Source organism: Leeuwenhoekiella sp. W20_SRS_FM14 (genome assembly GCF_052119605.1).
Taxonomy (GTDB): domain Bacteria; phylum Bacteroidota; class Bacteroidia; order Flavobacteriales; family Flavobacteriaceae; genus Leeuwenhoekiella.
The window spans coordinates 216,360-242,172 of sequence record NZ_JBGQOK010000006.1; the positions used below are offsets into that span (position 1 = coordinate 216,360).

The following is a 25,813-nucleotide window of genomic DNA, read 5'->3' on the forward strand; positions in this document are numbered from 1 at the left end:
TTCTATTATCAAATGAAAATTTATCTATTCAGTTTTATAGTGGTTGCACTTATTGCCTGTGCTGAGAAACCAAAACCCGAAGATTTTGATTTAGAAACTCAATTTGAAAAAAGCGAAGGGACACAAACTCCTGAATATGCTGATGTAATATCTTACTACAAACAGCTAGATTCTGCATATGTTGCTATAAAAACCTACGAGATAGGTGAGACAGATAGCGGATTTCCATTAACACTTATCACCTACAATCCTGACCGAAGTCTGGAGTCTGAATTTTCTGAAAATAAGAATGCATTACGAGTGCTTATAAATAATGGTATTCATCCCGGTGAGCCAGATGGTATAGACGCTACAATGATGATGATGAGGGATTTAGCTAGTGGAAAAATAAAAACTCCTGAAAATATTTGGGTTGGAGCCATTGCTGTTTACAATGTGGGAGGAGCCCTTAATCGCAACAATACTAGTCGCACTAATCAAAATGGCCCTGAGGAATACGGGTTTAGAGGTAATGCGCGTAATTATGATCTAAATAGAGATTTTATAAAAGCCGACACAAAAAATGCACGCAGTTTCGCTGAAGTCTATCACCTAATAAATCCCGATGTATTCATAGATAACCACGTGAGTAATGGTGCAGATTACCAGTATGTACTAACCCATTTATTTACGCAACACAACAAACTTGGAGGAAAACTAGGTGCGTATCTAAACACAGAGATGCATCCACAGTTAGAAAAAGAGTTAGAAGCAAATGGCTGGCCTATTACTCCTTATGTTAATGTTTTTAATGAAGTTCCTGAAACCGGCTTTTCTCAGTTTATGGATTACCCAAGATATTCAACAGGCTACACTACCTTATGGAATACTTTAGGAATGATGGTAGAAACACATATGCTTAAACCTTACAAGCCTAGAGTTGAAGGTACTTATGAACTTATGAAAGCCATGCTAAACATCGCATCTAAAGATGCTGCCAGGATCAAAAAAATGCGTTTTGAAATTGATTCTCTTTATAAAAGCGGAAACTACAGCGGTAAACACTATGTTACTAACTTCACTATAGACAGCTCAAGAACTACAATGTTTGATTTTAAAGGTTTTGAAGGCAAGCAGATTACAAGTACCGTAACCGGTTTAGACCGTTTAAAATATGATCGGGAAGCTCCTTTTTCTAAAGAAGTGACCTATTACAATTATATAAAACCAACTGATTCGATCACAATTCCTAAAATGTATATTGTTCCCCAAGCTTACAGTGATATAATCACACGTCTTAGAGAAAATAAAATTAGATACACCACCATAAAAAAAGACACTTCAATGGCGGTTACTGTTTATCATATTGCAGATTATAGCACACGATCTACACCTTATGAAGGTCATTATCTACATTCAGCAACACAGGTTGACAAAAGCACAGAAAACATCAATTTTAGAAAAGGAGATTATTTGGTAGAGACCGCGCAATCAGGACTACGCTACTTATTAGAGACATTAGAACCTACAGCCGTTGACTCGTTTTTTAACTGGAATTATTTTGACACTATTTTACAGCAAAAAGAAGGTTTTTCTCCTTACGTATGGGAAGACAAAGCTCAGGAATTGCTTGATGGTAATCCAGACTTAAAACAAGAGTTTGAAACTAAAAAACAGGTAGATAAAGATTTCAGTAAAAATTGGTATGCTCAATTAGAATGGCTTCATAAGAAATCTCCTAATTATGAAAAAGCGCATCTACGCTACCCGATCTTTAGGGTTGAGTAGTAAATATTCTTTAGGGAACAGGAGTTTTATATTTTCATAAGACTTAGAAAGTGCCTTTTGAGATTTTTCAAAATTTTTCCAACACACTTTTTTTATCCCTTCAGAAGGTTGTGGCTCTAGAGCACCTTCAAAAGTTGTGGTCATCTTATACCAGTAGGTTTCCTTCAACTTAAATTTATTATTGCGTTTGAAGATATGGTAGGTAGTTGTAATGTGTTCACCTAAAACCAGGTCTTTACATCCTGTTTCTTCTTCAACCTCACGTATGGCACACTCTTCAATAGTCTCGTTCTTCTCTAATTTGCCCTTAGGAAGATCCCATTTACCATTGCGCTTAATAAATAAAATTTCTGAATTTTTATTGTAAACCATTCCGCCACCGGCGATAACCAAAGGGAGCTTTTTCTTTAAAAACTTGAGTAATTTTTCACCTTTGGGGTGGTACAAATTTATGTGCGTAAGATCACCTAGATTTACTTGTTTAATAATGCTTTTAATTTTTGCACGTTTTAAAGGAATTGATGTGTAATTTGCACCAATATACTTTTCAGTTGAAAGTATAATGGGCACATCATTTACAAAAACTTTATACATTTGTACCATGATTTTAAAAAAGGAAACAGCCAAAAAAACGGCTGAGTTGTTATTGCAAATTAATGCAATTAAATTACAACCACAAAATCCCTTCACCTGGGCTAGCGGTTGGAAGTCTCCCATTTATTGCGATAACCGCATCACACTCTCTTACCCCCAGATACGCAACTACTTACGTGAGAATATTGCGCAGCAAATTGAACATTTGTATGGGAAACCAGATGTAATTGCAGGTGTAGCAACAGGAGCAATAGGTATAGGAATGCTGGTTGCAGACTATCTAAATGTACCATTTGTATATGTACGTCCTGAGGCTAAAAAACACGGAAGACAAAATAAAATAGAGGGTAAATTAGATTCTGGACAAACAGTGATTGTGGTTGAGGACCTTATAAGCACAGGGAAAAGTAGTCTTATGGCTGTTGATGCTCTAAAAGAAGCTGGTGCTAACGTTAAAGGAATGCTTGCCATTTTTACTTATGGTTTTGATGTAGCTCTTGAAAATTTTAAAAACTATAATTTAGATCTGTACACTTTAAGCGACTACGAGCATTTACTTGAGCAGGCATTAGATACACGATACATTTCTGAAAAAGAAAAACTTACATTGCAATCATGGCGTCTCTCTCCACACACCTGGGAGGCAGCGGTATAATTAATAATAACTAAACTTATATTACAGTTTAATACATAACTATGTTTATAGAAAGCCCTAAAAAAACAATTGACAAAAGCCCTGAAGAACTATTTGCTTTTTTAAATGATGTCAACAATTATAAACAATTGATGCCAGATAGCATTAGTAAATTTGAAATCCTAAGTGATAAACGCTTCTTATTTGCTTTGAAAGGAATGCCTGATATTGTTTTAGAATTAAAAAACAGTGTCCCCTTTAATAAAGTAGTATTGGGTGCTGCGAGTGAAAAACTTCCATTTACCCTAACTGCGAACATTAAAGAACTAACAGATCAAAGTAGTGAAGCTTATTTTGAATTTAAAGGAGAGTTTAACGCGATGATGTCTATGATGATTAAAGCCCCTATCACAAAATTTATTCAAACACTTACAGACAACTTACAAAACATTTAATAAAGTAACTTAAGTTCTTTAAGATCAAATTCTTTTAAAAGCTCATCTTCTACCTGGAGGATGAGCTTTCCTGTTTTAGATACTTCTTTAATGATGCCGGTAAAAAGTTCACCGTTGGGTAATTCAAAGGTTGAAGCTTTATCTTTTCTAAAGAGTTTAGACTCGTATTCTGCCTTAAGTAATGCTAAATCACCATTTGTAATTAAATCAACGTAATGATAAAATTTTGAGATTAATATCTTCATAATTTCCTCTGGCTCATGATATTTCCCGGTCTCTAGAAGTATTGAAGTCGCTCTGGGTGCACGTGTAAAAATCTTTTGATTAACATTAATTCCTATGCCAATAATCACAGCATAAAGACCATTGCGAATAACACTTTCAATGAGCACTCCGCAAATTTTAGATCTGCCTGCCAATATGTCGTTAGGCCATTTTACAGAAAGTTGATTAATTCCCAATTGTTGAAGCGCTTCATAAATAGCTAAAGATGTTGCCATCGTAATATAAAATTGTCTATCTACACGCAGTCCTTCAACCCTTTTAAACACGCTAAAAGTGAGGTTTTTATCTTTCTCAGATTCCCAGTATGCACCGCGTTGCCCCTTACCTGCACTTTGCTCAGTGGCCCACACGATCGTGTCATCCTCAATGTCAAGCTTTCTCGTATATGCCCGCAAGTAGGTATTAGTTGAGGTTGTGGCATTAAGTTTGACTATCTTCATGAAATAAATGAATAGCTTAAATGTTATTACAAAAAACACTATCAGACAAATTTGTAATAACTTTGTCAGACTAAAAAAGATTTAATGGCCAAAAAAGAAGTAAGTACAGATCTACTAATAACAACTATTCTAGAAGGGATTGAAGAGGTAAAAGGTCAAGATATTGATATATTAGACCTTAGGGAAATAGAAAACATGGTTTGCGACTACTTTATCATTTGTAATGGTACGTCAAACACTCAGGTTTCTGCCATTGTAAATTCAATTCAAAAAACGGTAAGCAAGAAAATTAAAGATAAACCATGGCATGTAGAAGGATTGCAAAATTCTGAATGGGTGCTTATGGATTATGTGAATGTTGTTGTACACGTTTTCCAAAAACACATTAGAGAATATTATGACATTGAAAGCCTTTGGGGAGATGCCAAAGTAACATCAATCGAAACAAATTATTAAAACACATAGATGGCAGATAAATCAAAAAAGCCGGCTCCTAATAAACCTAAGTTTAGTGCCTGGTGGATATATACCGCAATAATTCTAGTTTTCTTAGCATTAAATTTTTTTAGCAGTAGTTCTGACTATGGTAATCCTAAAGAGATACTTGAGAATCAATTAATGACCTTCGCTAAAGATGGTGATGTTAAGCGTATAGATATTAATAAATCTAAGCAAATCGCATACATCTACCTTACCGAAGAGGCTGCTAAGAAAGAAATTCACGCTAAACCAACAGATAACGGAATGTCGTTATTGAGTTCTGATTCTGGCGCTAATTATGAATATAGATATGCTACTCTAGAGGATTTAACAGATCAACTTTCAAAGATCGAAGAAAATCAGGGAATCTATATTTCTCGAAAGGTACTGCCTCCAGATAGTAATATAATGGGTGATATATTAATCACACTTTTACCTATAGCAATTATTATAGGAATCTGGATATTCATCATGAAGAGAATGTCATCTGGTGGTGCAGGTGGTGCAGGTGGTCAGATATTTAATATTGGGAAATCTAAAGCAAAACTCTTTGACGAGAAAATAGATGTTAAAACAACCTTTAAGGACGTTGCAGGTCTTGAAGGCGCAAAAGAAGAAGTACAGGAGATTGTAGATTTCTTAAAGCACCCAGATAAGTATACTAACTTAGGAGGTAAAATTCCTAAAGGAGCATTGCTTGTAGGACCTCCGGGAACAGGTAAAACTTTATTAGCTAAAGCTGTTGCCGGCGAAGCTAAAGTTCCATTTTTCTCACTTTCCGGTTCAGATTTTGTTGAGATGTTTGTGGGTGTAGGTGCTTCTCGTGTTAGAGATTTATTCAAACAGGCTAAGGAAAAATCTCCTGCTATAATCTTTATTGATGAGATTGATGCTATAGGTAGAGCGCGAGGAAAAGCAAATTTTAGCGGTTCTAATGATGAACGTGAGAATACACTTAACCAACTTCTAACCGAAATGGACGGTTTTGGCACAAATACAAATGTTATTGTACTTGCTGCAACAAACCGTGCAGATGTTTTGGATACAGCACTTATGCGTGCAGGTCGTTTTGACCGTCAGATCTATGTAGATCTTCCTGATGTACGTGAACGTGAAGAAATATTTGAAGTGCATTTAAGACCACTTAAAAAAGTTGCAGATGAACTTGACACAAAATTTATGGCAAAGCAAACTCCAGGTTTCTCGGGAGCTGATATTGCCAATGTTTGTAATGAAGCTGCTCTAATCGCTGCACGTCAGGGAAAAACTGCAGTAGGCCGTCAAGACTTTTTAGATGCGGTAGATCGTATTGTAGGTGGTCTTGAAAAGAAAAATAAGATTATTACTCCAGAAGAGAAAAAAGCAATTGCTTTTCACGAGGCGGGTCATGCAACGGTAAGCTGGATGCTTGAACACGCAGCACCTTTAGTTAAAGTAACTATTGTACCTCGGGGTCGCTCTTTAGGAGCTGCCTGGTATCTACCTGAAGAGCGTTTAATCGTACGCCCTGAGCAAATGCTTGATGAGATGTGTGCCGCTATGGGTGGTCGCGCCGCTGAGAAAGTTACTTTTGATAAAATTTCTACAGGAGCATTAAGTGATCTTGAAAAAGTAACGAAGCAAGCCCGTATGATGGTTACTACCTACGGTTTAAATGATGCCATTGGTAACTTAACTTATTATGATTCTTCAGGTCAAAATGAATATAACTTCAGTAAGCCTTATAGCGAAAAAACAGCTGAATTAATTGATAAAGAAATTTCAAAAATTATTGAAGAGCAATATCAAAGAGCTATAACTATTCTTGAAGAAAACAAAGACAAACTAAATGAGCTTGCTGCCGTACTACTAGATAAGGAGGTGATCTTCAAAGATAATTTAGAAAAAATATTTGGAAAGCGCCCTTATGATAAACCAGAAGGCACTGAACAACAGATACAGGAAAATACACTTCCTGTAAGCGAGAATTAAATTACTCTGGTGCCAAAAATTTTAAATCTTAACTTAACGCTTTGTTGAGTTAAGATTTTTTATATTTGATAAACACCATATAACATAAGCATACACACTCATTTATGAGTATTTTCGATAAAATTTTTAAACCGAAAAATTCAGAAGAATCTGATAAGCCAGGAACCTCAAAATCTGAGCGCGGTAAATATATGCCAGATGTTAGCGCTCCTGCTGATGAGCGTTTTACAAAACATTTCATATTAAATGGCGGTAAATTTTTATACTGTGTAGATATGGAAGAAGTGCATGAAAGTTTTGACAATATCTTACTGGAAAACGACTGGTATGAGCAAGATGTATATTGCCTTGATGAGAAGTTAGAAAATCTCTTCACTAACTACAATTTGAAGTACGGCACCGAAACCGAGTCAAAATTTATGCTTTCGACCTGTGAAAATTTAATTGCAGATGATGGTAGTTTACTTATCTCCTCCAACCAAATTAAGGAGAAAAAGCTAAAAGAGCTCCCTCAAAATTTTGTGATTTTTGCAACAACCAGCCAGATTGTAAATAGTATTGGTGAAGGTCTTAGAGGTATTAAAAAGAAAAATACCGGTTATATACCTACCAATATTACAACCATAAAAAACTTTGAACCTAAAGAGGGTCCTAAAGATTTTATGTCTTACGGTAGCAGTGCAAAAAATCTGTATTTATTGCTACTAGAAGATTTATAGTATGCGCGAACTTACTGTAAGAGCACTTTCCGGCCTTTTGTATGTCATTATACTGCTATTTTCAATTCTCTACTCTGAAAAATGGTATATACTTTTATTCTTACTATTTGGCATTATAACCTTACGGGAGTTTCTTAGATTAATAGGTTTTCAGTTCTGGTACACTTACCTCATTCTAATAGCATTTATACTTTTTTTTAGTTATTACAAAGTATCAAAGATCACCACCTTAATTCTATTGGGATTTACGGTAGCTACCGGTCTTTACTTAATGAAAAATTTATTTAGTGAAAAGATTAGAAAGTATGGAAAGCTTCAGAAATTACATATAACTATTTTTTACATCATTTCAAGTTTTGTATTTCTAACCCTGCTTCCTTCTCACGGAGACGAATTTTCTCCATATACCGTTGCCGGTCTTTTTATTTTAATATGGACAAATGACACTTTTGCTTATATCGTAGGTAAGAGTTTTGGAAGACATAAACTGTTTCCAAGTATATCTCCTAAGAAAACCATCGAAGGCTTTTTTGGAGGCCTTGTTTTCGCTTGTATTGCCAGTTATTTTATTCATAAATTTACCGGAAGCCTTAATTTTAATATTTGGCTTTCGCTAGCTGTGGTTATGAGCACTTTAGGAACTTTTGGAGATCTAATAGAATCTAAATTAAAACGCGAAGCCGGTGTTAAAGATAGCGGTACGTTAATGCCCGGACACGGTGGTCTGTACGACCGCTTAGACAGTATATTATTTGCGAGTCCTTTTATTTATCTGGTTTTAATTGTTTTTGAATATGTTTCATAAAGAAGGTTACACAATTATTATAATTACGATTGTAATCGTAGCAATAGGTTTTATAAGTACGCAAACTTGGGTTTCTCCTGTTTGGCTTCAATACGTTTGCTACGCAACTTTAGTAGTATTTTTACTTTTAATTCTACAGTTTTTTAGAAATCCGGGCAGAATTGCCGATGTTAGTACAGAAGATGTTGTTTCTCCAGTAGATGGTAAAGTTGTAGTAATTGAAGAAGTTTTTGAAAAAGAGTATTTTAAAGAAAAACGTCTGCAGGTTTCCGTATTTATGTCTCCTCTAAATGTTCACGTTACGCGATATCCCGTTAGCGGAAAAGTAGTTTATAGCAAATACCATCCCGGTAAATATCTTGTTGCCTGGCATCCTAAGGCTTCTGAAGAAAATGAACGCACAACTGTTGTAGTTCGCTCAACAAGTTTTGGCGACGTACTTTATAGACAAATTGCCGGTGCACTGGCAAAGCGTATTGTAAATTATGCTAAAGAAGGTGATGATGCTATAAAAGGCGAAGACAGTGGCTTTATAAAATTTGGCTCACGTGTAGATATTTACCTACCCATAGGCACACCTTTAACTGTAAAATTAAATCAGAAGGTTAAGGGTTCACAAAGTATAATAGCAACTCTTAAGTAAATCGTTTTGAGTAAAGAAAAATTGGATGAAGATTTTCAGAATGCTGCTGAAAGAGCCAGTAATACAAAGATTGCACTACCACCAGATATTCAGTTATTACTTTACGCCTATTATAAAAAAGGCAATCATAAAAGCAAACTTATTCCTGTAGAAAATTTAAAGGAAAATGATCTCAGAAGTGCCTTTAAATACAATGCTTTAATTCAAATTAAAGGCCTCTCGGCTACTGAAGCCAAAAAGGAATACATTAGGCTTGTGGCTAAATATATAGTTGATTAATTTACATTGTTTTTTTCGCTGCTACTCTTATGAAAAAAACAATTTCGCTTTTATTATTTGTATTTGTATTTAATTTCTTGAATGCTCAAGAAACTATTTCAGAAACTGAAAAATTAGCATCATTTGCAAAAATTTACGGATTTCTCAAATATTATCATCCCGAGGTAAGTAGTGGTAAATACAATTGGGATCAAGAGTTTATAAAACAACTCCCTATAGTTTTAAAAGCTACAGATAAGGAATCACTATCTCAAGTTTATCTAAATTGGATTGAGAGCTTGGGAGTTATTGAAAGATGCAAACAATGTGATTCTAATACCATTTATTTAGATAAGAATTTTGATTTATCATGGACGCAAGACTCCGTCTATTTTAATAAATCACTCTCCCTAAAACTTAAATATATAGAGAAAAATAGAAATCAAGGAGATCACTTTTATGTAGAAAAACAACCTGTTGGTAATATCAAAGTTACTAATGAGCCAGAATATAAAAATTTTGATTATCCTAGTGAAGAATATCGCCTGTTGGGGTTATTTAAATACTGGAATATAATTGAATACTTCTATCCTTATAAATACTTAACAGATCAAAACTGGGATTCCGTTTTGAAAGAAATGATCCCTAAAATAAGAAATACCCCTAATAAAAAAGAATATCACTTAGTCTTACAAGAACTTATCGCAAAATTAGATGATACCCACGCCTCAATAACATTTTCAGAAGAAAAGTCAAAATACCTACCTATCAAAATTTCACATATAGACAGTAAAGCGGTTGTTTCAGGTTTTTATAATGACTCTCTAGCTAAACTCAACAACTTGCAGCTAGGAGATGTCATTTTAAAATTGAATGATATAGATGTTCAAAATGAAGCACAGAAGAATCTCAAATATGTTGCAGGCTCAAATTCTAATATCAAATTCAAACTTGCATACATCAAAATATTTAAGGGATTAGAAGATACTATTAGTTTAACGATTAACAGAAATAATTCTGTTAGAACCATTAAATCAAAAAGATACGATTTTGATGATTTTAATTACAGGAGCAATCCAAAATCGATTAAATCAAAATCTATAAGCGATGCGATAGGTTATATTAATATGGCTAATGTTAAAGAAGATGACATTAAAGATATTTTTAAATCGTTTAAAAATAAGACCGCACTAATAATTGATTTAAGAAACTACCCCTCGTTTATTTATTACAAATTTTCTGAATACTTAAATCAAGAAAAGAAACATTTCGCCACATATTATTGTCCCGATATAAACTATCCTTCGAGATTTGTCAAAACTAATTTAAGGACAAATGGTAGTAAAAAAGCGTTTGTAGGTAAAGTTATAGTATTGGTAAATGAAGGATCTTTAAGTCTTTCTGAATTTACAACTATGGCATTTCAAACAGCAGATAATGTAGTAACAGTTGGCAATCAAACAGCTGGCGCAGATGGAGATGTTGTCAAATTTGATTATCTCGGCGGATTTAAAACTAAAATGTCTGGCAATGGAGTTATTTACCCGGATAGTACAGAAAGTCAAAGAAATGGTGTGAAAATAGATGTGGTAGTCAAACAAACCCTTAACGGATTAAAACACGGCCGTGATGAAATTTTAGAGAAAGCTATTGAGATTGCCAATGAATAAATAGTGTAATAAAAAAAAGGAATACATTAAGCTTGTTGCTAAATATATTCCTGATTAACTAGTTATTTATTCTAAGATTTAATTCTATTTCAAAGCTGCAAGTCTCTTTTCTAAGGCATCGATTTTAGACTGTGCATCTGCTTGTTTTTGACGCTCAATTGCTACCACCTGCTCTGGTGCACCACTTACAAAACGCTCATTTGATAATTTTTTAGTTACCGAATTTATAAACCCTCGGGTATAGTTTAATTCTTCCTCAATTTTAGCGATTTCTGCTTCAACATCTATAGCTCCCGTTAGCGGAATAAAATATTCATTTGCCTTTACTCTAAAAGACAGAGCACCGTCTTTACTAACCGTTGTAGCTTCAATAGTTGAAAGGTTACATAACTTTTTAATAATACCATTAAAACGATCTGTAAAGCCTTCCGTATTCATTACATAAAGTTCTAATTCTTCTTTAAACGATATATTTTTCTCTTTACGTATGGCACGAATTCCTGTTATTACTTGAGTCGCCAGGTCAAAATCATTTAACAACTCCTTATCTCCGGCTTCAACTTCTGGCCATAAATTTATAATTAATGCTTCGTCTGGCGTACGAGCTGTTATATTCTGCCATATTTCTTCAGAAGCAAAAGGAATAAACGGATGCAAAATGCGCAGATTGTTTTCTAGAGCATCAATCACCATATCATAAGTTTTCTTATCAATAGGTTTACCATATTCAGGTTTTACAATTTCTAACAACCAACTGCAGAAATCATCCCAAACTAGCTTATAGGTAGCCATTAATGCATCACTTATACGGTATTTGCTAAAATGGTCTTCAATCTCAACACCGGCTTCTTTAAAACGCTCTGCATACCAATTTAAACCTTTCAGACTAGCCTCAGGTTGTTCTATAGTTGCATCAACTTCCCAACCTTTTATAAGTCTAAAAGCATTCCATATTTTATTAATGAAGCCTTTACCTTGCTGGCATAAATCTTCATCAAAAAGCAAATCATTACCTGCAGAAGCACTCAATAATAGCCCTACCCGCACACCATCTGCACCATACTTATCAATAAGCATCATCGCATCTGGTGAATTACCTAATGATTTAGACATCTTACGGCGCTCTGCATCACGTACGAGACCTGTTAAATACACATTTGTAAATGGTTTCTCACCCGTATACTCATACCCTGCCATAATCATACGTGCTACCCAGAAGAATAAAATATCTGGACCGGTAACTAGATCATTTGTAGGATAGTAATATTTAAATTCTTCATTATCTGGATTTGCCACACCGTCAAAAACACTCATTGGCCACAACCAGGAAGAGAACCAAGTATCTAAAGCGTCTTCGTCCTGTTTTAAATCTGCAAGGGTTAAGGTATCATTTCCAGTTTTCGCTTTCGCGGAAACTAAAGCTTCTTCAATATTTTTAGCTACTACAAAATCTTCTCTACCGTTACCATAGTAAAACGCCGGTATTTGCTGTCCCCACCATAATTGACGCGAGATATTCCAATCTCTTATATTTTCCATCCAGTGACGGTAGGTATTGTCAAATTTCTTCGGAAAAAGATTTATCTCTTCGGTCTCTAATACTGCTTTAATTGCAGGTTCTGCCAGGTCTTTCATCTTCAAAAACCATTGATCTGAAAGCTTAGGCTCAATTACCGCTTTTGTGCGTTCTGAAGTACCTACTTTGTTTATGTGACTTTCGGTCTTAACCAGAGCACCCAGATCTTTAAGTTCTTTTACAATCTCTTCACGAACTACAAAACGATCTTTTCCTTCATAATGCATTCCGAAGGAATTTAAAGACGCATCATCGTGAAAAATATCGATGACCTTCAGGTTATGTTTATCCCCCAGCATTTTATCATTCTCATCATGTGCAGGAGTGACTTTTAAGCAACCGGTACCAAATTCTAGATCAACATATTCATCTTCAATTATAGGTATAACTCTATTTGCTATAGGTACAATTGCTTTTTTACCGCGTAAATGCGCAAAACGCTCATCATTGGGATTTATACAAATTGCGGTATCTCCAAAAATTGTCTCAGGTCGTGTTGTAGCTATAGTTAAAACCTCATCACTACCTTCTAGCTTATAATTTAAATAATATAAAAACCCCTGACGTTCTTCATGAATAACCTCCTCGTCAGACAAGGTTGTTTTTGCCTCAGGATCCCAATTCACCATACGATGCCCTCGGTAAATTAGCCCTTTATTGTAAAGATCTATAAAACTTTGCACCACACTTGCAGACATCGTGTCATCCATCGTAAAACGTGTACGCTCCCAATCACAAGATGCACCTAAGCGTTTAAGCTGCTCTAATATTGTTCCTCCGTATTTGTCTGTCCATTCCCAGGCATGTTTTAAAAACTCTTCTCTGGTAAGGTCACTTTTATTTATACCTTCTGCCTTAAGTTTTGCTACAACTTTAGCTTCAGTAGCTATAGAGGCGTGATCTGTACCTGGCACCCAACACGCATTAAAGCCTTTAAGTCGTGCTCTGCGTATTAAAACGTCTTGAATGGTATTATTTAGCATATGCCCCATATGCAATATTCCCGTTACATTAGGTGGTGGTATCACTATGGTATAGGGTTCTTTCTCATTAGGCTCTGAGTGAAAAAAATTATTTTTCATCCAGTAGTCGTACCACTTTTGTTCTACGTCTTTTGAACTATATTTTGAAGCTAATGCCATTCTTGGTCTAATTTTTGTCTTAAGAAGCAAAAGTACTTATTATAGTAAGTATTTTAAAAGAACCGAGGAATTAAATAAATCTAATTAAATTACTGCAAAAAGTACTTTTCACACCGGCCCACAGGGGTTATCTCTTAAAAAAAAGCTACTTTTTTGTATAAACTCTTTAATAAGTTTATTTTTATACTTCATTAACACTTAGAATTATGAGAAAATTAGTTTTAATACTTGCCGTAGGCCTTATGACTATGGGACTTCAGGCACAAGAAGAAGCTAAAGAAAAGAAAGCTGAAATTGCTTTTGAATCAGATGTTATTGATTACGGCGATGTTGCACATGGCGCAGACGGCACACGTGAATTTAAATTCACAAACACCGGTAATGCTCCACTTGTAATCTCTAAAGCATACTCGACTTGCGGCTGCACAGTACCAAGCCCACCAACAGATCCTATCGCTCCCGGTGAAAGCAATGTAATTAAAGTAAAATACGATACAAATCGTGCTCCAGGACCTATACGTAAAACAATAACTGTTTATACAAATGCATCTGCAGAGCCTTATACTTTAAAGATTAAAGGAAATCTTTTACCAGCTGCAAACTAAACTGGTGAATCTCTAAATTAAAAAGCGGTCAAAATGACCGCTTTTTTTATGCTTTAAAGTGATCTAAACTTATTGTCAAGTAATTAAAGTAGTTTATCTCATATAAATTTTCCTATGAGCAACTATAACGAGCTAGCTTTTCACTAGAAAGGTGTGTGATTATAAACGTACTCAAATTACTTTCTCATTAATAATTTGCAAATTTGCAGTTCTAAAAAAAAAGATTTTATGCCGAAGATTTCACACAAGGGGCTATCTATGCCTGAATCACCTATACGTAAACTCGTACCTTTTGCAGAAGCTGCAGAAGCGAGAGGAGTAACTATACACCAATTAAATATAGGTCAACCTGATATTAAAACCCCTCAAGCCGCTCTTAATGCTGTAAAAGAGGCAGATATTGAAGTTTTATCATACAGTCATTCTGCAGGTTTTCTAAGTTATCGCGAAAAACTAGCAGCCTATTATGGTAAGCAAGGCATAAATGTTACTGCATCAGATATTATTATATCTACCGGCGGATCTGAAGCTCTTATGTTTGCAATGGGAAGTGTTACAGATCCCGGTGATGAGATCATCATTCCCGAACCTTTTTATGCCAATTACAATGGTTTTGCAACTGCCTCAGGTGTTACCGTAAAGCCTGTAATTTCTTCTTTTGAAAGCGGTTTTGCATTGCCCCCTATTTCAGAATTTGAAAAACAAATTACAGCTAAGACTAAGGCTATTGTTATTTGTAACCCAGGCAACCCTACCGGTTATTTATACAGTCAGGATGAATTAGACCAACTCTCTGAATTAGTTAAAAGACACGACTTGTTTTTAATTGCAGACGAGGTATATAGAGAGTTTGCTTATGATGGTTTAAAACACCACTCGGTTTTAAATCAACGCACTATAGATGAGCATACAATAATGATCGATTCTGTTTCTAAGCGTTTCTCAATGTGCGGTGCGAGAATAGGATGCATCGTGAGTCGTAATAAAACATTGATGGCAACTGCTATGAAGTTTGCTCAGGCACGCTTAAGCCCTCCTACACTTGCTCAGATTGCAAGTGAAGCTGCATTAGACACACCTCAATCTTATTTTGACGAAGTGATATCAGAATACGTTGATCGTAGAAATACATTAGTAGCCGGTTTAGAAGCGATTCCCGGCGTACGTGTTGCAAACCCTAAAGGCGCATTTTATTGCATCGCAGAATTACCTGTTAAAAATTCAGACGACTTTGCACGCTGGCTTTTAGAATCGTTTGAGCATAACAACAAAACGATAATGGTTGCTCCTGCTGCAGGTTTTTACTCTACCGAAGGTGAAGGACTCAATCAAGTACGTATTGCTTATGTTCTTAAAAAAGAAGATTTAATTGAAGCTGTTGCTTTGCTAAAAGAAGCGCTAAAACAGTACCAGGATTAATGAAAATAACGCCAAACGTTTCTCTTAAAAATTACAATACCTTTGGTATAGATGCTATAGCCAGTTCTTTTGTTTCAGTAACTACAATTGCCGAATTAAAAGAAGCCTTAAGCACAAAGGTTGTTGATCGTAAATTTATCCTGGGTGGCGGGAGTAATATGTTACTGAAGAATGATGTTTCGGCATTGGTGATTCAAATAGGATTGAAAGGAATTGCTACAGTAAAAGAAAATGAGGAGCACATTTGGCTTGAAGTTGCTGCTGGTGAGAATTGGCACGACTTTGTGATGTATTGCGTTAATCATAATTATGGAGGAGTAGAAAACCTCGCTCTGATTCCCGGAAATACCGGCACCTCTCCTGTTCAGAATATTGGGGCTTATGGTGTAGAATTAAAAGATGTTTTTGATTCCTGTACGGCATTAAATCGCAGTACACTAGAATCTAAAAAGTTCACACATTCTGAGTGCAAATTTGGTTACAGAGAATCTATTTTTAAAAGTGAGGCTAAAGACATTTTTGTAATCACATCGGTAGTCTTTAAACTTACTAAAACAAACCATTCGCTGCATACCGAGTATGGAGCAATACAGGAGATTCTTGAGAAGCAAAACATTACAGAGCCCGGCATTAAAGATATTGCCGAAGCTGTAATCCATATACGTTCTTCAAAATTACCAGACCCTAAGGTGTTAGGTAATAGTGGTAGCTTTTTTAAGAATCCTGTGATTGATATCGCTGAATTTAAAGCAATACAACGTATTTATCCCGAAATGCCATTTTATCCGGTATCTGAGAATTTAATTAAAGTTCCTGCCGGCTGGCTTATAGAAAAAGCCGGATTTAAAGGAAAACGTTTTGGGGATGCCGGTGTACATACAAAACAAGCATTGGTACTTGTAAATTATGGGGAAGCGAGTGGTGATGATATCTGGAGTTTAGCCATAAAAATTCAGAAAGAAGTTCGTGATCTTTTCAATATCGTTATAGAGCCTGAGGTAAATATTATAGAATAACCATAGCGCTTGTAAAAATAAAAAGCCCGCTCAGCAAATGCTGAGCGGGCTTTTCTATATATTAAAATCTAAAATTATTTAGACATCAATACTTTACTAACCTCATGTATAACCCCGTTAGAAGCGTCGATATTTCCTAAAACAATTTGAGCTTTTTTACCCTTACCGTCTTTAATTACAATCTGATCACCATCACGCATAATAGTAAGTTTATCTCCCTTTACAGTGGTAAGCTCTGCTTTACCGTTACCAGCATCAATAGCTTTACCTAAATCTTCAGATCTCATTTTACCTGCAACTACGTGGTATTGTAAAACACCTATAAGCATTTCTTTATTTTCAGGTTTTACTAGGTCTTCCAAAGTTCCTTTTTTCAATTCAGAAAATGCGTAATCTGTTGGCGCAAAAACTGTGTAATCACCTTCAGCTAATAACATATCAGCAAGACCAGCAGCTTTAAGGGCTATTACTAGCGTATCAAGATCTCTTGATGCCATTGCTTTACCCGCAATACTGTTAGTTCTGGCTTCTTCCTTCATTTTCTCTTCATTAGCTTGAGCTTCTTTCATCTCAGCTTCTTTTGCATCACTTTCGGCTTTGGCCATTTCTGCCTCCTGCTCTTCAAGCTTAATTTGATCTTTTTTCTTACCGTCTTCACAAGAGCTAAATGCTATTACAAAGCCCATAAGTAACATAAATACAAGAGATTTATTAAATTTCATAATTTTATTTTTAATGGTTTGTGAAGATCAAATGTATCAATAATTAACATTCAAATTTTGCGCAGCCTACTAATCTTTAGTTAAATAAAGCAACTTAATGTTAGATATTTTAACTAAATAGTGAATGGTAAATACTTTGGGGCTCTCTCTTCAAGGTCGTATCTTTGCAGTTCAAATTTAAGCTATGAAATTACTTCTGATAACTCTTGTACTTTTAGGACTTGCCTTTGCAGGTATTGCTATTAAGATTTGGGCAAAAAAAGATGGTAAATTTGCAGGAACCTGTGCAAGCCAGAATCCGTTTTTAAATAAAAGTGGTGAAGCTTGTGGTATGTGTGGTAAAATGCCTGAAGAAATGGGCGATTGCGCACCTAAATCTTCTTAATACCTTGTGCTACAATTACCTATTATAAGTGAGCTACTACTAGTTTTATATGTAGCCACTGTTCTAGTTAACTGTTGCTATTATCTCTACTTTTTAAAATTCGGCTATACCAAAGGTGTCTTTGTTAAAAATCATCCTATTCAAAATGAAGGAGTTTCCATTATAGTTTGTGCAAGAAATGAAGCTCACAATATAGACTCACTTTTACAGTCACTTGTAAATCAACATTATCCTCTTTTTGAAATTATACTGGTCAACGACCATTCTACAGATGCTACTTTAGCATTGATGCGGCGATACGCAGGTTTTCACAATTGTATAAAAGTTATCGACTTAAAGTCGGAAACAGGAAAAAAAGCAGGAATTACACAAGCAATAGCCAAGGCATCTTTTGAAAAACTTTTGTTTACTGATGCAGATTGCATACCTAACAGCCCGTACTGGATCACTTTAATGACTGAAAATTTAAATGACACCAAGACATTTGTTTTGGGTTATAGTGGTTATAGATCCTATAAAAATTCATGGCTCAATAAACTTATTCGCTTTGAAACGCTTTTAACTGCGATGCAATATTTTAGTTATGCCACCCACGATAATGCCTATATGGGCGTAGGTCGCAATTTGAGCTACTTTAAAAAAACGTTTAATACAGGAAACGGATTTGAAAAGCATCTGCATCTAAAGGCCGGCGATGATGATTTATTTGTGAATCAAAATGCCACAGCCACTAATGTAGCTACATGTTTTATTCCGGAATCATTCACCTATTCTGAGCCTAAAAAAACCTGGAAAGAATGGTTTATACAAAAACGCAGACATACCGATGTCGCAAAAGAATATAAAATGAAACATCAAATCCAATTGGGTTTATTTTATGTCTCTCAGTTTTTATTTTTTATACTATTCTTCGCACTCCTAATCCTAAAACAATTTTTTACACTGGTTTGCGTTTTAGCACTTTTACGTATTATTTTGGTTTGGTTTGTCACATCAAAAACAGCCATTAAATTAAAAGAAAATAGACTCATTCCGGTAATCCCTATCCTGGAGCCATTTTTAATAAGCCTTCAAATGCTTATCTTTATTTCAAATACATTGGTAAAACCCCACCGTTGGAACTAGACCAGGAACTCTTAGACCGTAAAATTAAAGATGCCAAATCTGGCAGTCAAAGCGCCTATAATTACTTACTTAATGCGCACTGGCACTACGTATACGCTTTTCAACTAAAACGTACTCAAGATGATTTTAAAGCCGAAGAAATAACTATACAGACATTTTCTAAAGCCTTTAATCAGCTAAGCACCTACGATAGTAAATATAAATTTAGCACCTGGCTCATTACGATTTCTAAAAATCTTCATTTAGATCTGCTGCGTAAAGAAAGCAGCGAGCATAAACGTGTACATAAAGAATTTAAACTTAATAGTGTTGTCGATAAAAATCCTACTGCAGAAGACTCTCTTATTACAGAGCAGAATCTATCAGAGCTATTAGCACACATCAAAAAGCTAAAACCTCATTATCAAGAGGTGATCAATTTGAGGTACTTTCAAGAAATGAGCTACAAAGAAATGGCTAAAACACTTGAAGAACCCTTAAGCAATGTAAAAGTTAAGCTCCTACGTGCACGCCGATTACTTTCAGACTTAATTGAGAAAAAATCAAATTTTAAATGAAAAATCTTCTCAGACAATTGGGTCCAGGCCTCTTGTTTGCGGGTGCAGCAATTGGGGTCTCCCATCTGGTACAATCCACGCGATCTGGTGCTGATTACGGTTTTGGTCTGGTATGGGCTTTAGTTCTTATACATATTATAAAATACCCGTTTTTTCAGTATGGCCCAAGGTACGCGGCAGCGACGGGCACGAGTTTATTAGACGGCTATCGTAAGCTTGGTAAGATTGTTCTAATCTTCTATTTTATAATTAATTTGCTTACCATGTTTACTATTCAAACCGCTGTAACTATCGTTACTGCCGGTATTGCGACCTATATTTTTGGCATAGATTGGGATATTACCACCTGGAGTTTAATTATAACCACTATTTGCGCAACACTTCTCTTACTGGGTAAATACAGTTTTCTAGATAATTTGATGAAAGTTATCGTAATCACATTAACTATTAGCACATTAATCGCCGTTTCAATTGCAGGGTTTGAACCACATCAGCAAGTGGCATTTACTCAAGTATTACCTACAGATGCAGCAGGCATTGCTTTTCTTATAGCTTTTATGGGCTGGATGCCCGCACCACTAGATATTTCAATCTGGCATTCGCTCTGGTCATTAGAGAAAGCCAAAGAAGAAACACTTACCAGAAAATCTGCTGTTTTTGATTTTAATATTGGTTTTCTGGGCACTATAATCGTTGGGACGTGTTTTGTAGGTTTGGGAGCTCTCGTGATGCACAATAGTGGCATCGAATTTAGTGGAAGTGGCGTCCTGTTTGCTAAGCAACTCATAGATATGTATACCGGTAGTCTGGGTAATTGGGCATTTTTTCTAATAGGTATCGCAGCACTCACCACAATGTTTAGCACCACGCTCACCACATTAGACGCTTCACCTAGAGCAATGTCGAGAACCTTAGAATTAATAAGCGATGAAACGATTAAAGGAAGTTATACCATCTGGCTTTTAATTCTCATATTAGGAACCAGCTGCATCTTATTTTTTCTTACCAGTGAGATGGGTAAGCTGGTTGAAATAGCTACTATACTTTCATTCCTAACTGCTCCTTTTTTTGCTATCGCAAACTTCTTTGTGATGAATAGTAAAACAGTTCCTCAAGAACACAGACCCGGTAAATTGTTAAATGTATTTAGTATCGTGAGTATTATTTTATTAATTGCGTTCAGCATCTGGTATTTGAGCACTTTATAAATCAACTCTTTTTTCGGTCTTCTCTACGCGTACGTATGGGTGCGTTTTCAATTACTGTAGAAAGCACAATATGGGTTTTAGTCTCCCCATAAGTTATGAGCTTATCTATGAATTCTTCAAGATGAAATTGATCAAAGAGTACTACTTCTAATAAAATATTCTCGTTACCCGTAATGCGATAGCAATTGAGCACTTCGCTAAACTCATGCACTTTCTCTAAAAAGGGTTTAAGACGTCCCATAAAAGCGCGTAGCGTGATTATGGCTTTTAACTGATGACCTGATTCAAAATGAGATATTTCGGCTTTATAACCTATTAATATACCTGCATCTTCCATTTTACGTATACGCTCTGCAACAGCAGGTGATGTAATTCCTACCGCACGCCCTAAAGCACTGTTGCTAATACGTGCATTTTTCTGCAGTGTTTGTAAAATTTTCCAGTTGGTTGAATCTATATGCATTTTTAAATAAAATTGGGTTATTTTCTTTAAATATTAAAGTAAATATAACTTAAAACTTTAAAATCTATATATATTAATCTATGAATACTGCTAAATTTGGAACACAATTAAGCTATGTCATCAACACCTAGAAATACACGTTTATACAATCAAGCAATTGAAATACTGAGACTTTCGCGCTCAATTTCAAATTACCTGATATATGATCTTGCTCCCTTAGAATCTAACGGAAGTGAGAATCCCTACGTTTATTTTACAGGCGACATTGTACGGCATTCAGATTCTTTAGCACCCGAGATCATTAAGGCAGAAAGTCAGACTTTTCAAGATGATCGTCTTAAATATGCTGCATCATTAGAGCGCCTTACTGCCAGTTTATATGCAACCTGTGAACGCCTGGAGCGTGCTGAAAGCAGCGGTAAAGATTTTGTGCGTTTGCTGCGTACAGAAGTAAGAAAATTTAGAAAACTTCAGCACAAATGGATGATGACACTCTAGTCAAATCCTCTTTTTTAAGTATAAATTTTATTGTAATTTAAAGTGTTATGTCCGCTTTCAAATAACAGGGCTACTATTCCTTTAATCTACAGTCATTAATCAATGACTTAAATCTCAATGTATGTCTTTAGAAGACAATTTTAATTCCTCTAATAACTATAAAAATTCGGCGCTTTACTTAAAAGCTACAGAAATATTGAAGTTAGCAAATAGAATTGCAGAGATTGCTGCGGCTTACGAGACAAGCTTAGAAGCGCAACTAGACCAGGAGATTTTAAGAAGTCAGGCATTATACATTAGAGAAGATGCTTCTGTGATTCCTTCAAAAATAGCCGGAGCTTTTAATTGTGATCTTTACGATATTAAGATGGAAAAAGCCTGCCTAATTCGTAAATCTGCGCAGGATCTTGATACACATATGACCGGTTTAGAAATGTATGGCTTTAAAGAAACCGAATATTTAGACTTGTTGCGTAATGAAATTGAAGCCTTTAGAATTCTTTTTGCAGAGTGGGTAAAAACTTTTGATCCTTTTAATTACATGATAGACCGTTGGGGACTCTTTAATCCGCCGGGCGTTAATTATAACGATCCTGATGTAGATGACGATGAGTCATTTGACCCTGACGATTTCAATTTTGAAGATTAAAAAATATTCAAGCTGTTATACAAAAAATATTTATTTAAATAATTAGGGCGTGTCCCTTCGGGTCAGGCTATACGTTGCAAGTCCTCACCTTTGCTAGCGCTTGGCTGCGGGCTTTACACTTCTATCCTTCACGCATTTTTCACCCTTAAATTGATAAAAAAAGGCCTCACAGTTTTTCACAACTATGGGACCTTTTATGATGCGTATATGCTGGTTAATTCCAGATTCGCTAACGCAATTAGAACTATCGCTTACATATTTCTTCTATACTGCCCGCCTACTTCAAAAAGAGCATTTGTAATCTGCCCTAATGAACAGATCTTAGTAGCTTCCATCAGCCTTTCAAACATATTTTCATTTTGAATTGCTGCTTCCTGAACGCTTTTTAAAATCGCTTCTGCATCATTCTCATAAGCTTTATGCAGATTAGTAAGCGTTGCAATCTGTGCTTGCTTTTCTTCTTCAGTAGCGCGTATTACTTCCATAGGTTTTACAGTAGGCGAACCTTTACTACTTAAAAATGTATTTACACCTATAATCGGAAATTCACCATTGTGTTTAAGCGTTTCGTAATACAAACTCTCTTCTTGTATTTTACTGCGTTGATACATAGTTTCCATTGCACCAAGAACACCACCGCGTTCTGTGATTCGGTCAAATTCTTTTAATACCGCATCTTCAACAAGGTCTGTTAATTCTTCAATAATAAACGCTCCCTGAATAGGATTTTCATTTTTAGTAAGACCTAATTCTTTATTGATTATTAGCTGAATTGCCATTGCCCGACGCACACTTTCTTCGGTAGGTGTAGTAATCGCCTCATCGTAGGCGTTTGTATGCAGTGAATTACAATTATCATAAATCGCATACAAAGCTTGAAGCGTGGTACGTATATCATTAAAATCTATTTCCTGCGCATGCAACGAGCGCCCTGAAGTTTGAATGTGATACTTCAGCATTTGCGCTCTTGAGTTTGCTCCGTATTTATATTTTAAAGCTTTTGACCAGATTTTACGAGCTACACGACCTATAACCGCATATTCAGGATCTACACCGTTACTAAAGAAAAAAGATAGGTTAGGACCAAATTTATTGATATCCATACCTCTGCTTAGGTAATACTCTACATAAGTAAACCCATTAGCAAGGGTAAAAGCTAATTGTGTAATAGGGTTTGCTCCAGCTTCAGCAATATGGTATCCAGAAATAGAAACCGAATAGAAATTACGTATCTGATTTTCAATAAAATATTCCTGCACGTCACCCATTAAACGCAATGCGAATTCCGTAGAAAAAATACAAGTGTTTTGCGCCTGATCTTCCTTCAATATATCTGCCTGTACGGTTCCACGCACCTGTTGAATTGTCTCTGCTTTTAATTTTTCATAAACCTCCTTAGGCAATACCTGATCTCCTGTTACTCCCAGAAGCATCAACCCTAAACCATTATTTCCTTCAGGAAGTTCGCCCTGATACACAGGACGATCTAGACCGTTCTTCAGATAAATAGCTGCAATAGTTTTTTCTACATCATCTTCTAGATCATGCTCCTTTATATATTTTTCACAACTTTGATCTATCGCTGCATTCATAAAAAAGCCCAGCAACATAGGTGCGGGACCATTTATCGTCATACTCACTGAAGTCATTGCGTTTGACAAATCAAAACCAGAATACAGTTTTTTAGCATCATCAAGACAGCAGATAGAAACGCCTGCATTCCCTATTTTCCCATAAATATCAGGACGGTGATCGGGGTCATTTCCATAAAGCGTCACACTGTCAAAAGCAGTCGAAAGCCTTTTTGCAGGCAATCCCATACTTACATAATGAAAACGACGATTAGTCCGCTCAGGACCACCTTCGCCTGCAAACATTCGCGTAGGATCTTCTCCTGTACGCTTAAAAGGATACAAACCAGCCGTATAAGGAAATTCACCTGGTACATTTTCTTGTAGGACCCATCTTAAAATATCTCCCCAGGCTTGATACTTGGGTAATGCTATTTTTGGGATATCAGAATGAGACAACGATTTTGAATGTGTCTCAATCTTAATTTCTTTATCGCGTACTTTGAAACTATAAATAGGCTCTTTGTACTTATTTACTTTGTCTGCCCAGCCAGTGATTACTTCCCAATTATACGGGTCAAGATCCATTTTTACCTTATCGAACTCTGCTAAAAGAAGCTTTGCTAAATCTGAATCTGTACCGCTATCATCTAAAACTAAACCTGCTTTATCTAACTGCGGAGTCACACCGGTAACCGTATCTAAGGTTTTAAAAATACCATATAACTTTTGAGCAACCTCTGCTTGATCTATTGCTGTTTTATCATAGGCACGATTACTTTCTGCAATCTCAGATAAATAGCGTGTACGCGCCGGTGGAATTACAAATATCTTTTCAGACATTTCGTCTGTAATCTCAAAGCTACTTCTTAGTTCAGTTTCAGTCTTAGCTACCAACTCATCCATTATAGATTTATAGAGTTGGTTCATTCCCGGATCGTTAAATTGAGATGCTATGGTTCCAAAAACAGGTAAGTCATCTTGATGGGTTTCCCACAATTGATGATTACGCATATATTGTTTTTTAACATCACGCAGCGCATCAAGTGCTCCCCGTTTGTCAAATTTATTTATGGCAACCAGATCTGCAAAATCAAGCATGTCAATTTTTTCAAGCTGTGTTGCAGCTCCAAACTCGGGTGTCATTACGTATAAAGAAACCGAGCTATGGTCTAAAATTTCGGTATCGCTTTGCCCTATTCCGCTGGTTTCTAAAATAATTAAATCGTACTCAGCCGCCTTTAAAACCTCAACAGCTTCCTGTACGTGTTTAGAAAGTGCCAGATTGCTTTGACGCGTAGCTAACGAACGCATATAAACACGAGGAGAATTAATAGCGTTCATACGTATACGGTCTCCTAAAAGTGCTCCTCCGGTTTTTCGTTTTGAAGGATCTACTGATATTATACCTATAGTTTTCTCTGGAAAATCTACCAGAAACCTGCGTACCAGCTCATCTACTAACGATGATTTACCAGAACCACCTGTTCCTGTAATTCCTAAAACCGGTGTTTTTGATTCTTTGTTTTTTTCATGAATTAAATCAAGTGTTGGCTTCGCAACCTCAGGATAGTTTTCTGCAGCAGAGATAATACGTGCAATGGCCGTGTCGTTTTGAGCACTCAACTTATCAAACTCTCCATTTAAAGAATCGCCCAGCGCATAATCTGACTGCATTACCAGATCATTAATCATACCCTGTAATCCCATTTCACGACCATCATCTGGAGCGTAAATACGGGTTACCCCATAATTCATTAATTCTTCAATCTCTTCCGGCAGAATTACGCCGCCGCCGCCGCCAAATATTTTAATATGCCCTGCTCCTTTTTCGCAAAGCAAATCATACATGTATTTAAAATACTCGTTATGCCCTCCTTGATAAGAAGTGAGTGCAATTGCGTGTGCATCTTCTTGAATAGCGGTATTAACAACCTCTTCAACACTACGATCGTGCCCCAGGTGTATTACCTCAACTCCGGTAGTTTGTATGATGCGACGCATTATATTTATAGCCGCATCATGCCCATCAAAGAGCGAAGCTGCAGTTACAATACGTACTTTATGATTAGGCTTATAGGGTGTTATTTGTTTCATTCGTAATATTTAACTTTAAAACTGGTACTAATTTAAATAAATGACAACAAAGACCGTTT

Annotated in this window: 25 protein-coding genes; 19 read left to right on the plus strand and 6 right to left on the minus strand. The window is 35.9% G+C overall.

The features are described 5' to 3' along the window. Positions 1–12 precede the first annotated feature (12 nt). The gene (locus ACEN25_RS12205) at positions 13–1,767 is read left to right on the plus strand and encodes a M14 family metallopeptidase (RefSeq protein WP_441803169.1); all 1,755 of its coding nucleotides are present in this window, start codon (positions 13–15) and stop codon (positions 1,765–1,767) included. Here ACEN25_RS12205 and ACEN25_RS12210 read toward each other — a convergent pair. Beyond that, positions 1,738–2,361, minus strand: a complete 624-nt coding sequence (locus ACEN25_RS12210; RefSeq protein ID WP_441803170.1) for an NUDIX hydrolase — start codon at positions 2,359–2,361, stop codon at positions 1,738–1,740. The two genes, ACEN25_RS12205 and ACEN25_RS12210, sit on opposite strands and share 30 nt — an antisense overlap. 7 nt (positions 2,362–2,368) lie before the next feature. On the opposite strand from ACEN25_RS12210, the gene pyrE reads away from it, so the two are divergent. Beyond that, entirely contained in the window at positions 2,369–3,016 is a 648-nt protein-coding gene (gene pyrE, locus ACEN25_RS12215; protein ID WP_441803171.1) for an orotate phosphoribosyltransferase, read from the plus strand. Positions 3,017–3,057: 41 nt separating this feature from the next. Next, positions 3,058–3,450, plus strand: coding sequence for an SRPBCC family protein (locus tag ACEN25_RS12220; protein WP_441803172.1), 393 nt, complete (start codon positions 3,058–3,060; stop codon positions 3,448–3,450). Here ACEN25_RS12220 and ACEN25_RS12225 read toward each other — a convergent pair. Continuing rightward, complete coding sequence (locus ACEN25_RS12225) at positions 3,447–4,175, minus strand: biotin--[acetyl-CoA-carboxylase] ligase (protein ID WP_441803173.1); 729 nt, start codon at positions 4,173–4,175, stop codon at positions 3,447–3,449. The two genes, ACEN25_RS12220 and ACEN25_RS12225, sit on opposite strands and share 4 nt — an antisense overlap. 84 nt (positions 4,176–4,259) lie before the next feature. On the opposite strand from ACEN25_RS12225, the gene rsfS reads away from it, so the two are divergent. The 7 genes from rsfS to ACEN25_RS12260 all read left to right on the plus strand — a co-directional run bounded on the left by rsfS (position 4,260) and on the right by ACEN25_RS12260 (position 10,721). Further along, complete coding sequence (gene rsfS, locus ACEN25_RS12230; RefSeq protein ID WP_028377605.1) at positions 4,260–4,631, plus strand: ribosome silencing factor; 372 nt, start codon at positions 4,260–4,262, stop codon at positions 4,629–4,631. A gap of 9 nt (positions 4,632–4,640) precedes the next feature. Beyond that, complete coding sequence (ftsH, locus tag ACEN25_RS12235; RefSeq protein ID WP_441803174.1) at positions 4,641–6,626, plus strand: ATP-dependent zinc metalloprotease FtsH; 1,986 nt, start codon at positions 4,641–4,643, stop codon at positions 6,624–6,626. Positions 6,627–6,730: 104 nt separating this feature from the next. Beyond that, positions 6,731–7,345, plus strand: coding sequence for an LUD domain-containing protein (locus ACEN25_RS12240; protein WP_441803175.1), 615 nt, complete (start codon positions 6,731–6,733; stop codon positions 7,343–7,345). Position 7,346: 1 nt separating this feature from the next. Further along, positions 7,347–8,150 carry a phosphatidate cytidylyltransferase gene (locus ACEN25_RS12245; RefSeq protein WP_028377602.1) on the plus strand — a complete coding sequence of 268 codons (804 nt, stop codon included), beginning with the start codon at positions 7,347–7,349 and terminating at the stop codon, positions 8,148–8,150. Further along, positions 8,140–8,793 carry a phosphatidylserine decarboxylase family protein gene (locus tag ACEN25_RS12250; RefSeq protein WP_441803176.1) on the plus strand — a complete coding sequence of 218 codons (654 nt, stop codon included), beginning with the start codon at positions 8,140–8,142 and terminating at the stop codon, positions 8,791–8,793. Before ACEN25_RS12245 ends, ACEN25_RS12250 begins: the two co-directional genes overlap by 11 nt. A 6-nt stretch (positions 8,794–8,799) precedes the next feature. After that, the gene (locus tag ACEN25_RS12255; RefSeq protein ID WP_441803177.1) at positions 8,800–9,072 is read left to right on the plus strand and encodes an acyl-CoA-binding protein; all 273 of its coding nucleotides are present in this window, start codon (positions 8,800–8,802) and stop codon (positions 9,070–9,072) included. Positions 9,073–9,101: 29 nt separating this feature from the next. After that, positions 9,102–10,721 (plus strand): S41 family peptidase, encoded by a 1,620-nt coding sequence (locus ACEN25_RS12260; protein ID WP_441803178.1) that lies wholly within the window; start codon positions 9,102–9,104, stop codon positions 10,719–10,721. Positions 10,722–10,805: 84 nt separating this feature from the next. On the opposite strand, the gene ACEN25_RS12265 is transcribed toward ACEN25_RS12260, so the two are convergent. Then, positions 10,806–13,439 (minus strand): valine--tRNA ligase, encoded by a 2,634-nt coding sequence (locus ACEN25_RS12265; RefSeq protein WP_441803179.1) that lies wholly within the window; start codon positions 13,437–13,439, stop codon positions 10,806–10,808. Between the two features lie 206 nt (positions 13,440–13,645). Between ACEN25_RS12265 and ACEN25_RS12270 the strand changes: the two genes are divergently transcribed. The 3 genes from ACEN25_RS12270 to murB all read left to right on the plus strand — a co-directional run bounded on the left by ACEN25_RS12270 (position 13,646) and on the right by murB (position 16,479). Beyond that, positions 13,646–14,044 carry a DUF1573 domain-containing protein gene (locus ACEN25_RS12270; protein ID WP_028377597.1) on the plus strand — a complete coding sequence of 133 codons (399 nt, stop codon included), beginning with the start codon at positions 13,646–13,648 and terminating at the stop codon, positions 14,042–14,044. 228 nt (positions 14,045–14,272) lie between these two features. After that, positions 14,273–15,463: a pyridoxal phosphate-dependent aminotransferase gene (locus ACEN25_RS12275; protein ID WP_441803180.1), complete on the plus strand. Its 1,191-nt coding sequence runs from the start codon at positions 14,273–14,275 to the stop codon at positions 15,461–15,463. Beyond that, positions 15,463–16,479, plus strand: a complete 1,017-nt coding sequence (gene murB / locus ACEN25_RS12280) for a UDP-N-acetylmuramate dehydrogenase (RefSeq protein WP_441803181.1) — start codon at positions 15,463–15,465, stop codon at positions 16,477–16,479. The genes ACEN25_RS12275 and murB overlap by 1 nt, the downstream gene beginning before the upstream one ends. A 74-nt stretch (positions 16,480–16,553) precedes the next feature. On the opposite strand, the gene ACEN25_RS12285 is transcribed toward murB, so the two are convergent. Then, the gene (locus ACEN25_RS12285) at positions 16,554–17,201 is read right to left on the minus strand and encodes a fasciclin domain-containing protein (protein ID WP_028377594.1); all 648 of its coding nucleotides are present in this window, start codon (positions 17,199–17,201) and stop codon (positions 16,554–16,556) included. Positions 17,202–17,385: 184 nt separating this feature from the next. On the opposite strand from ACEN25_RS12285, the gene ACEN25_RS12290 reads away from it, so the two are divergent. The 4 genes from ACEN25_RS12290 to ACEN25_RS12305 are packed head-to-tail and all read left to right on the plus strand — an operon-like array spanning position 17,386 to position 20,476. Further along, positions 17,386–17,586: a hypothetical protein gene (locus ACEN25_RS12290; RefSeq protein ID WP_028377593.1), complete on the plus strand. Its 201-nt coding sequence runs from the start codon at positions 17,386–17,388 to the stop codon at positions 17,584–17,586. A gap of 6 nt (positions 17,587–17,592) precedes the next feature. Further along, entirely contained in the window at positions 17,593–18,711 is a 1,119-nt protein-coding gene (locus ACEN25_RS12295) for a glycosyltransferase (protein ID WP_441803182.1), read from the plus strand. Next, on the plus strand, positions 18,702–19,268 hold the full coding sequence (locus ACEN25_RS12300; protein WP_441803183.1) for an RNA polymerase sigma factor: 567 nt from the start codon (positions 18,702–18,704) through the stop codon (positions 19,266–19,268). The genes ACEN25_RS12295 and ACEN25_RS12300 overlap by 10 nt, the downstream gene beginning before the upstream one ends. Beyond that, positions 19,265–20,476 (plus strand): Nramp family divalent metal transporter, encoded by a 1,212-nt coding sequence (locus ACEN25_RS12305; RefSeq protein WP_441803184.1) that lies wholly within the window; start codon positions 19,265–19,267, stop codon positions 20,474–20,476. Before ACEN25_RS12300 ends, ACEN25_RS12305 begins: the two co-directional genes overlap by 4 nt. Position 20,477: 1 nt before the next feature. Here the strand turns inward: ACEN25_RS12305 and ACEN25_RS12310 are convergent, their stop codons facing one another. Continuing rightward, on the minus strand, positions 20,478–20,939 hold the full coding sequence (locus tag ACEN25_RS12310) for an Lrp/AsnC family transcriptional regulator (RefSeq protein WP_441803185.1): 462 nt from the start codon (positions 20,937–20,939) through the stop codon (positions 20,478–20,480). 114 nt (positions 20,940–21,053) lie between these two features. On the opposite strand from ACEN25_RS12310, the gene ACEN25_RS12315 reads away from it, so the two are divergent. Then, positions 21,054–21,437, plus strand: coding sequence for a hypothetical protein (locus ACEN25_RS12315; protein WP_028377588.1), 384 nt, complete (start codon positions 21,054–21,056; stop codon positions 21,435–21,437). Between the two features lie 121 nt (positions 21,438–21,558). Then, positions 21,559–22,086: a hypothetical protein gene (locus ACEN25_RS12320; RefSeq protein ID WP_441803186.1), complete on the plus strand. Its 528-nt coding sequence runs from the start codon at positions 21,559–21,561 to the stop codon at positions 22,084–22,086. A gap of 251 nt (positions 22,087–22,337) precedes the next feature. Here the strand turns inward: ACEN25_RS12320 and ACEN25_RS12325 are convergent, their stop codons facing one another. Beyond that, positions 22,338–25,754, minus strand: coding sequence for a methylmalonyl-CoA mutase family protein (locus ACEN25_RS12325; protein WP_441803187.1), 3,417 nt, complete (start codon positions 25,752–25,754; stop codon positions 22,338–22,340). Positions 25,755–25,813: the final 59 nt, after the last annotated feature.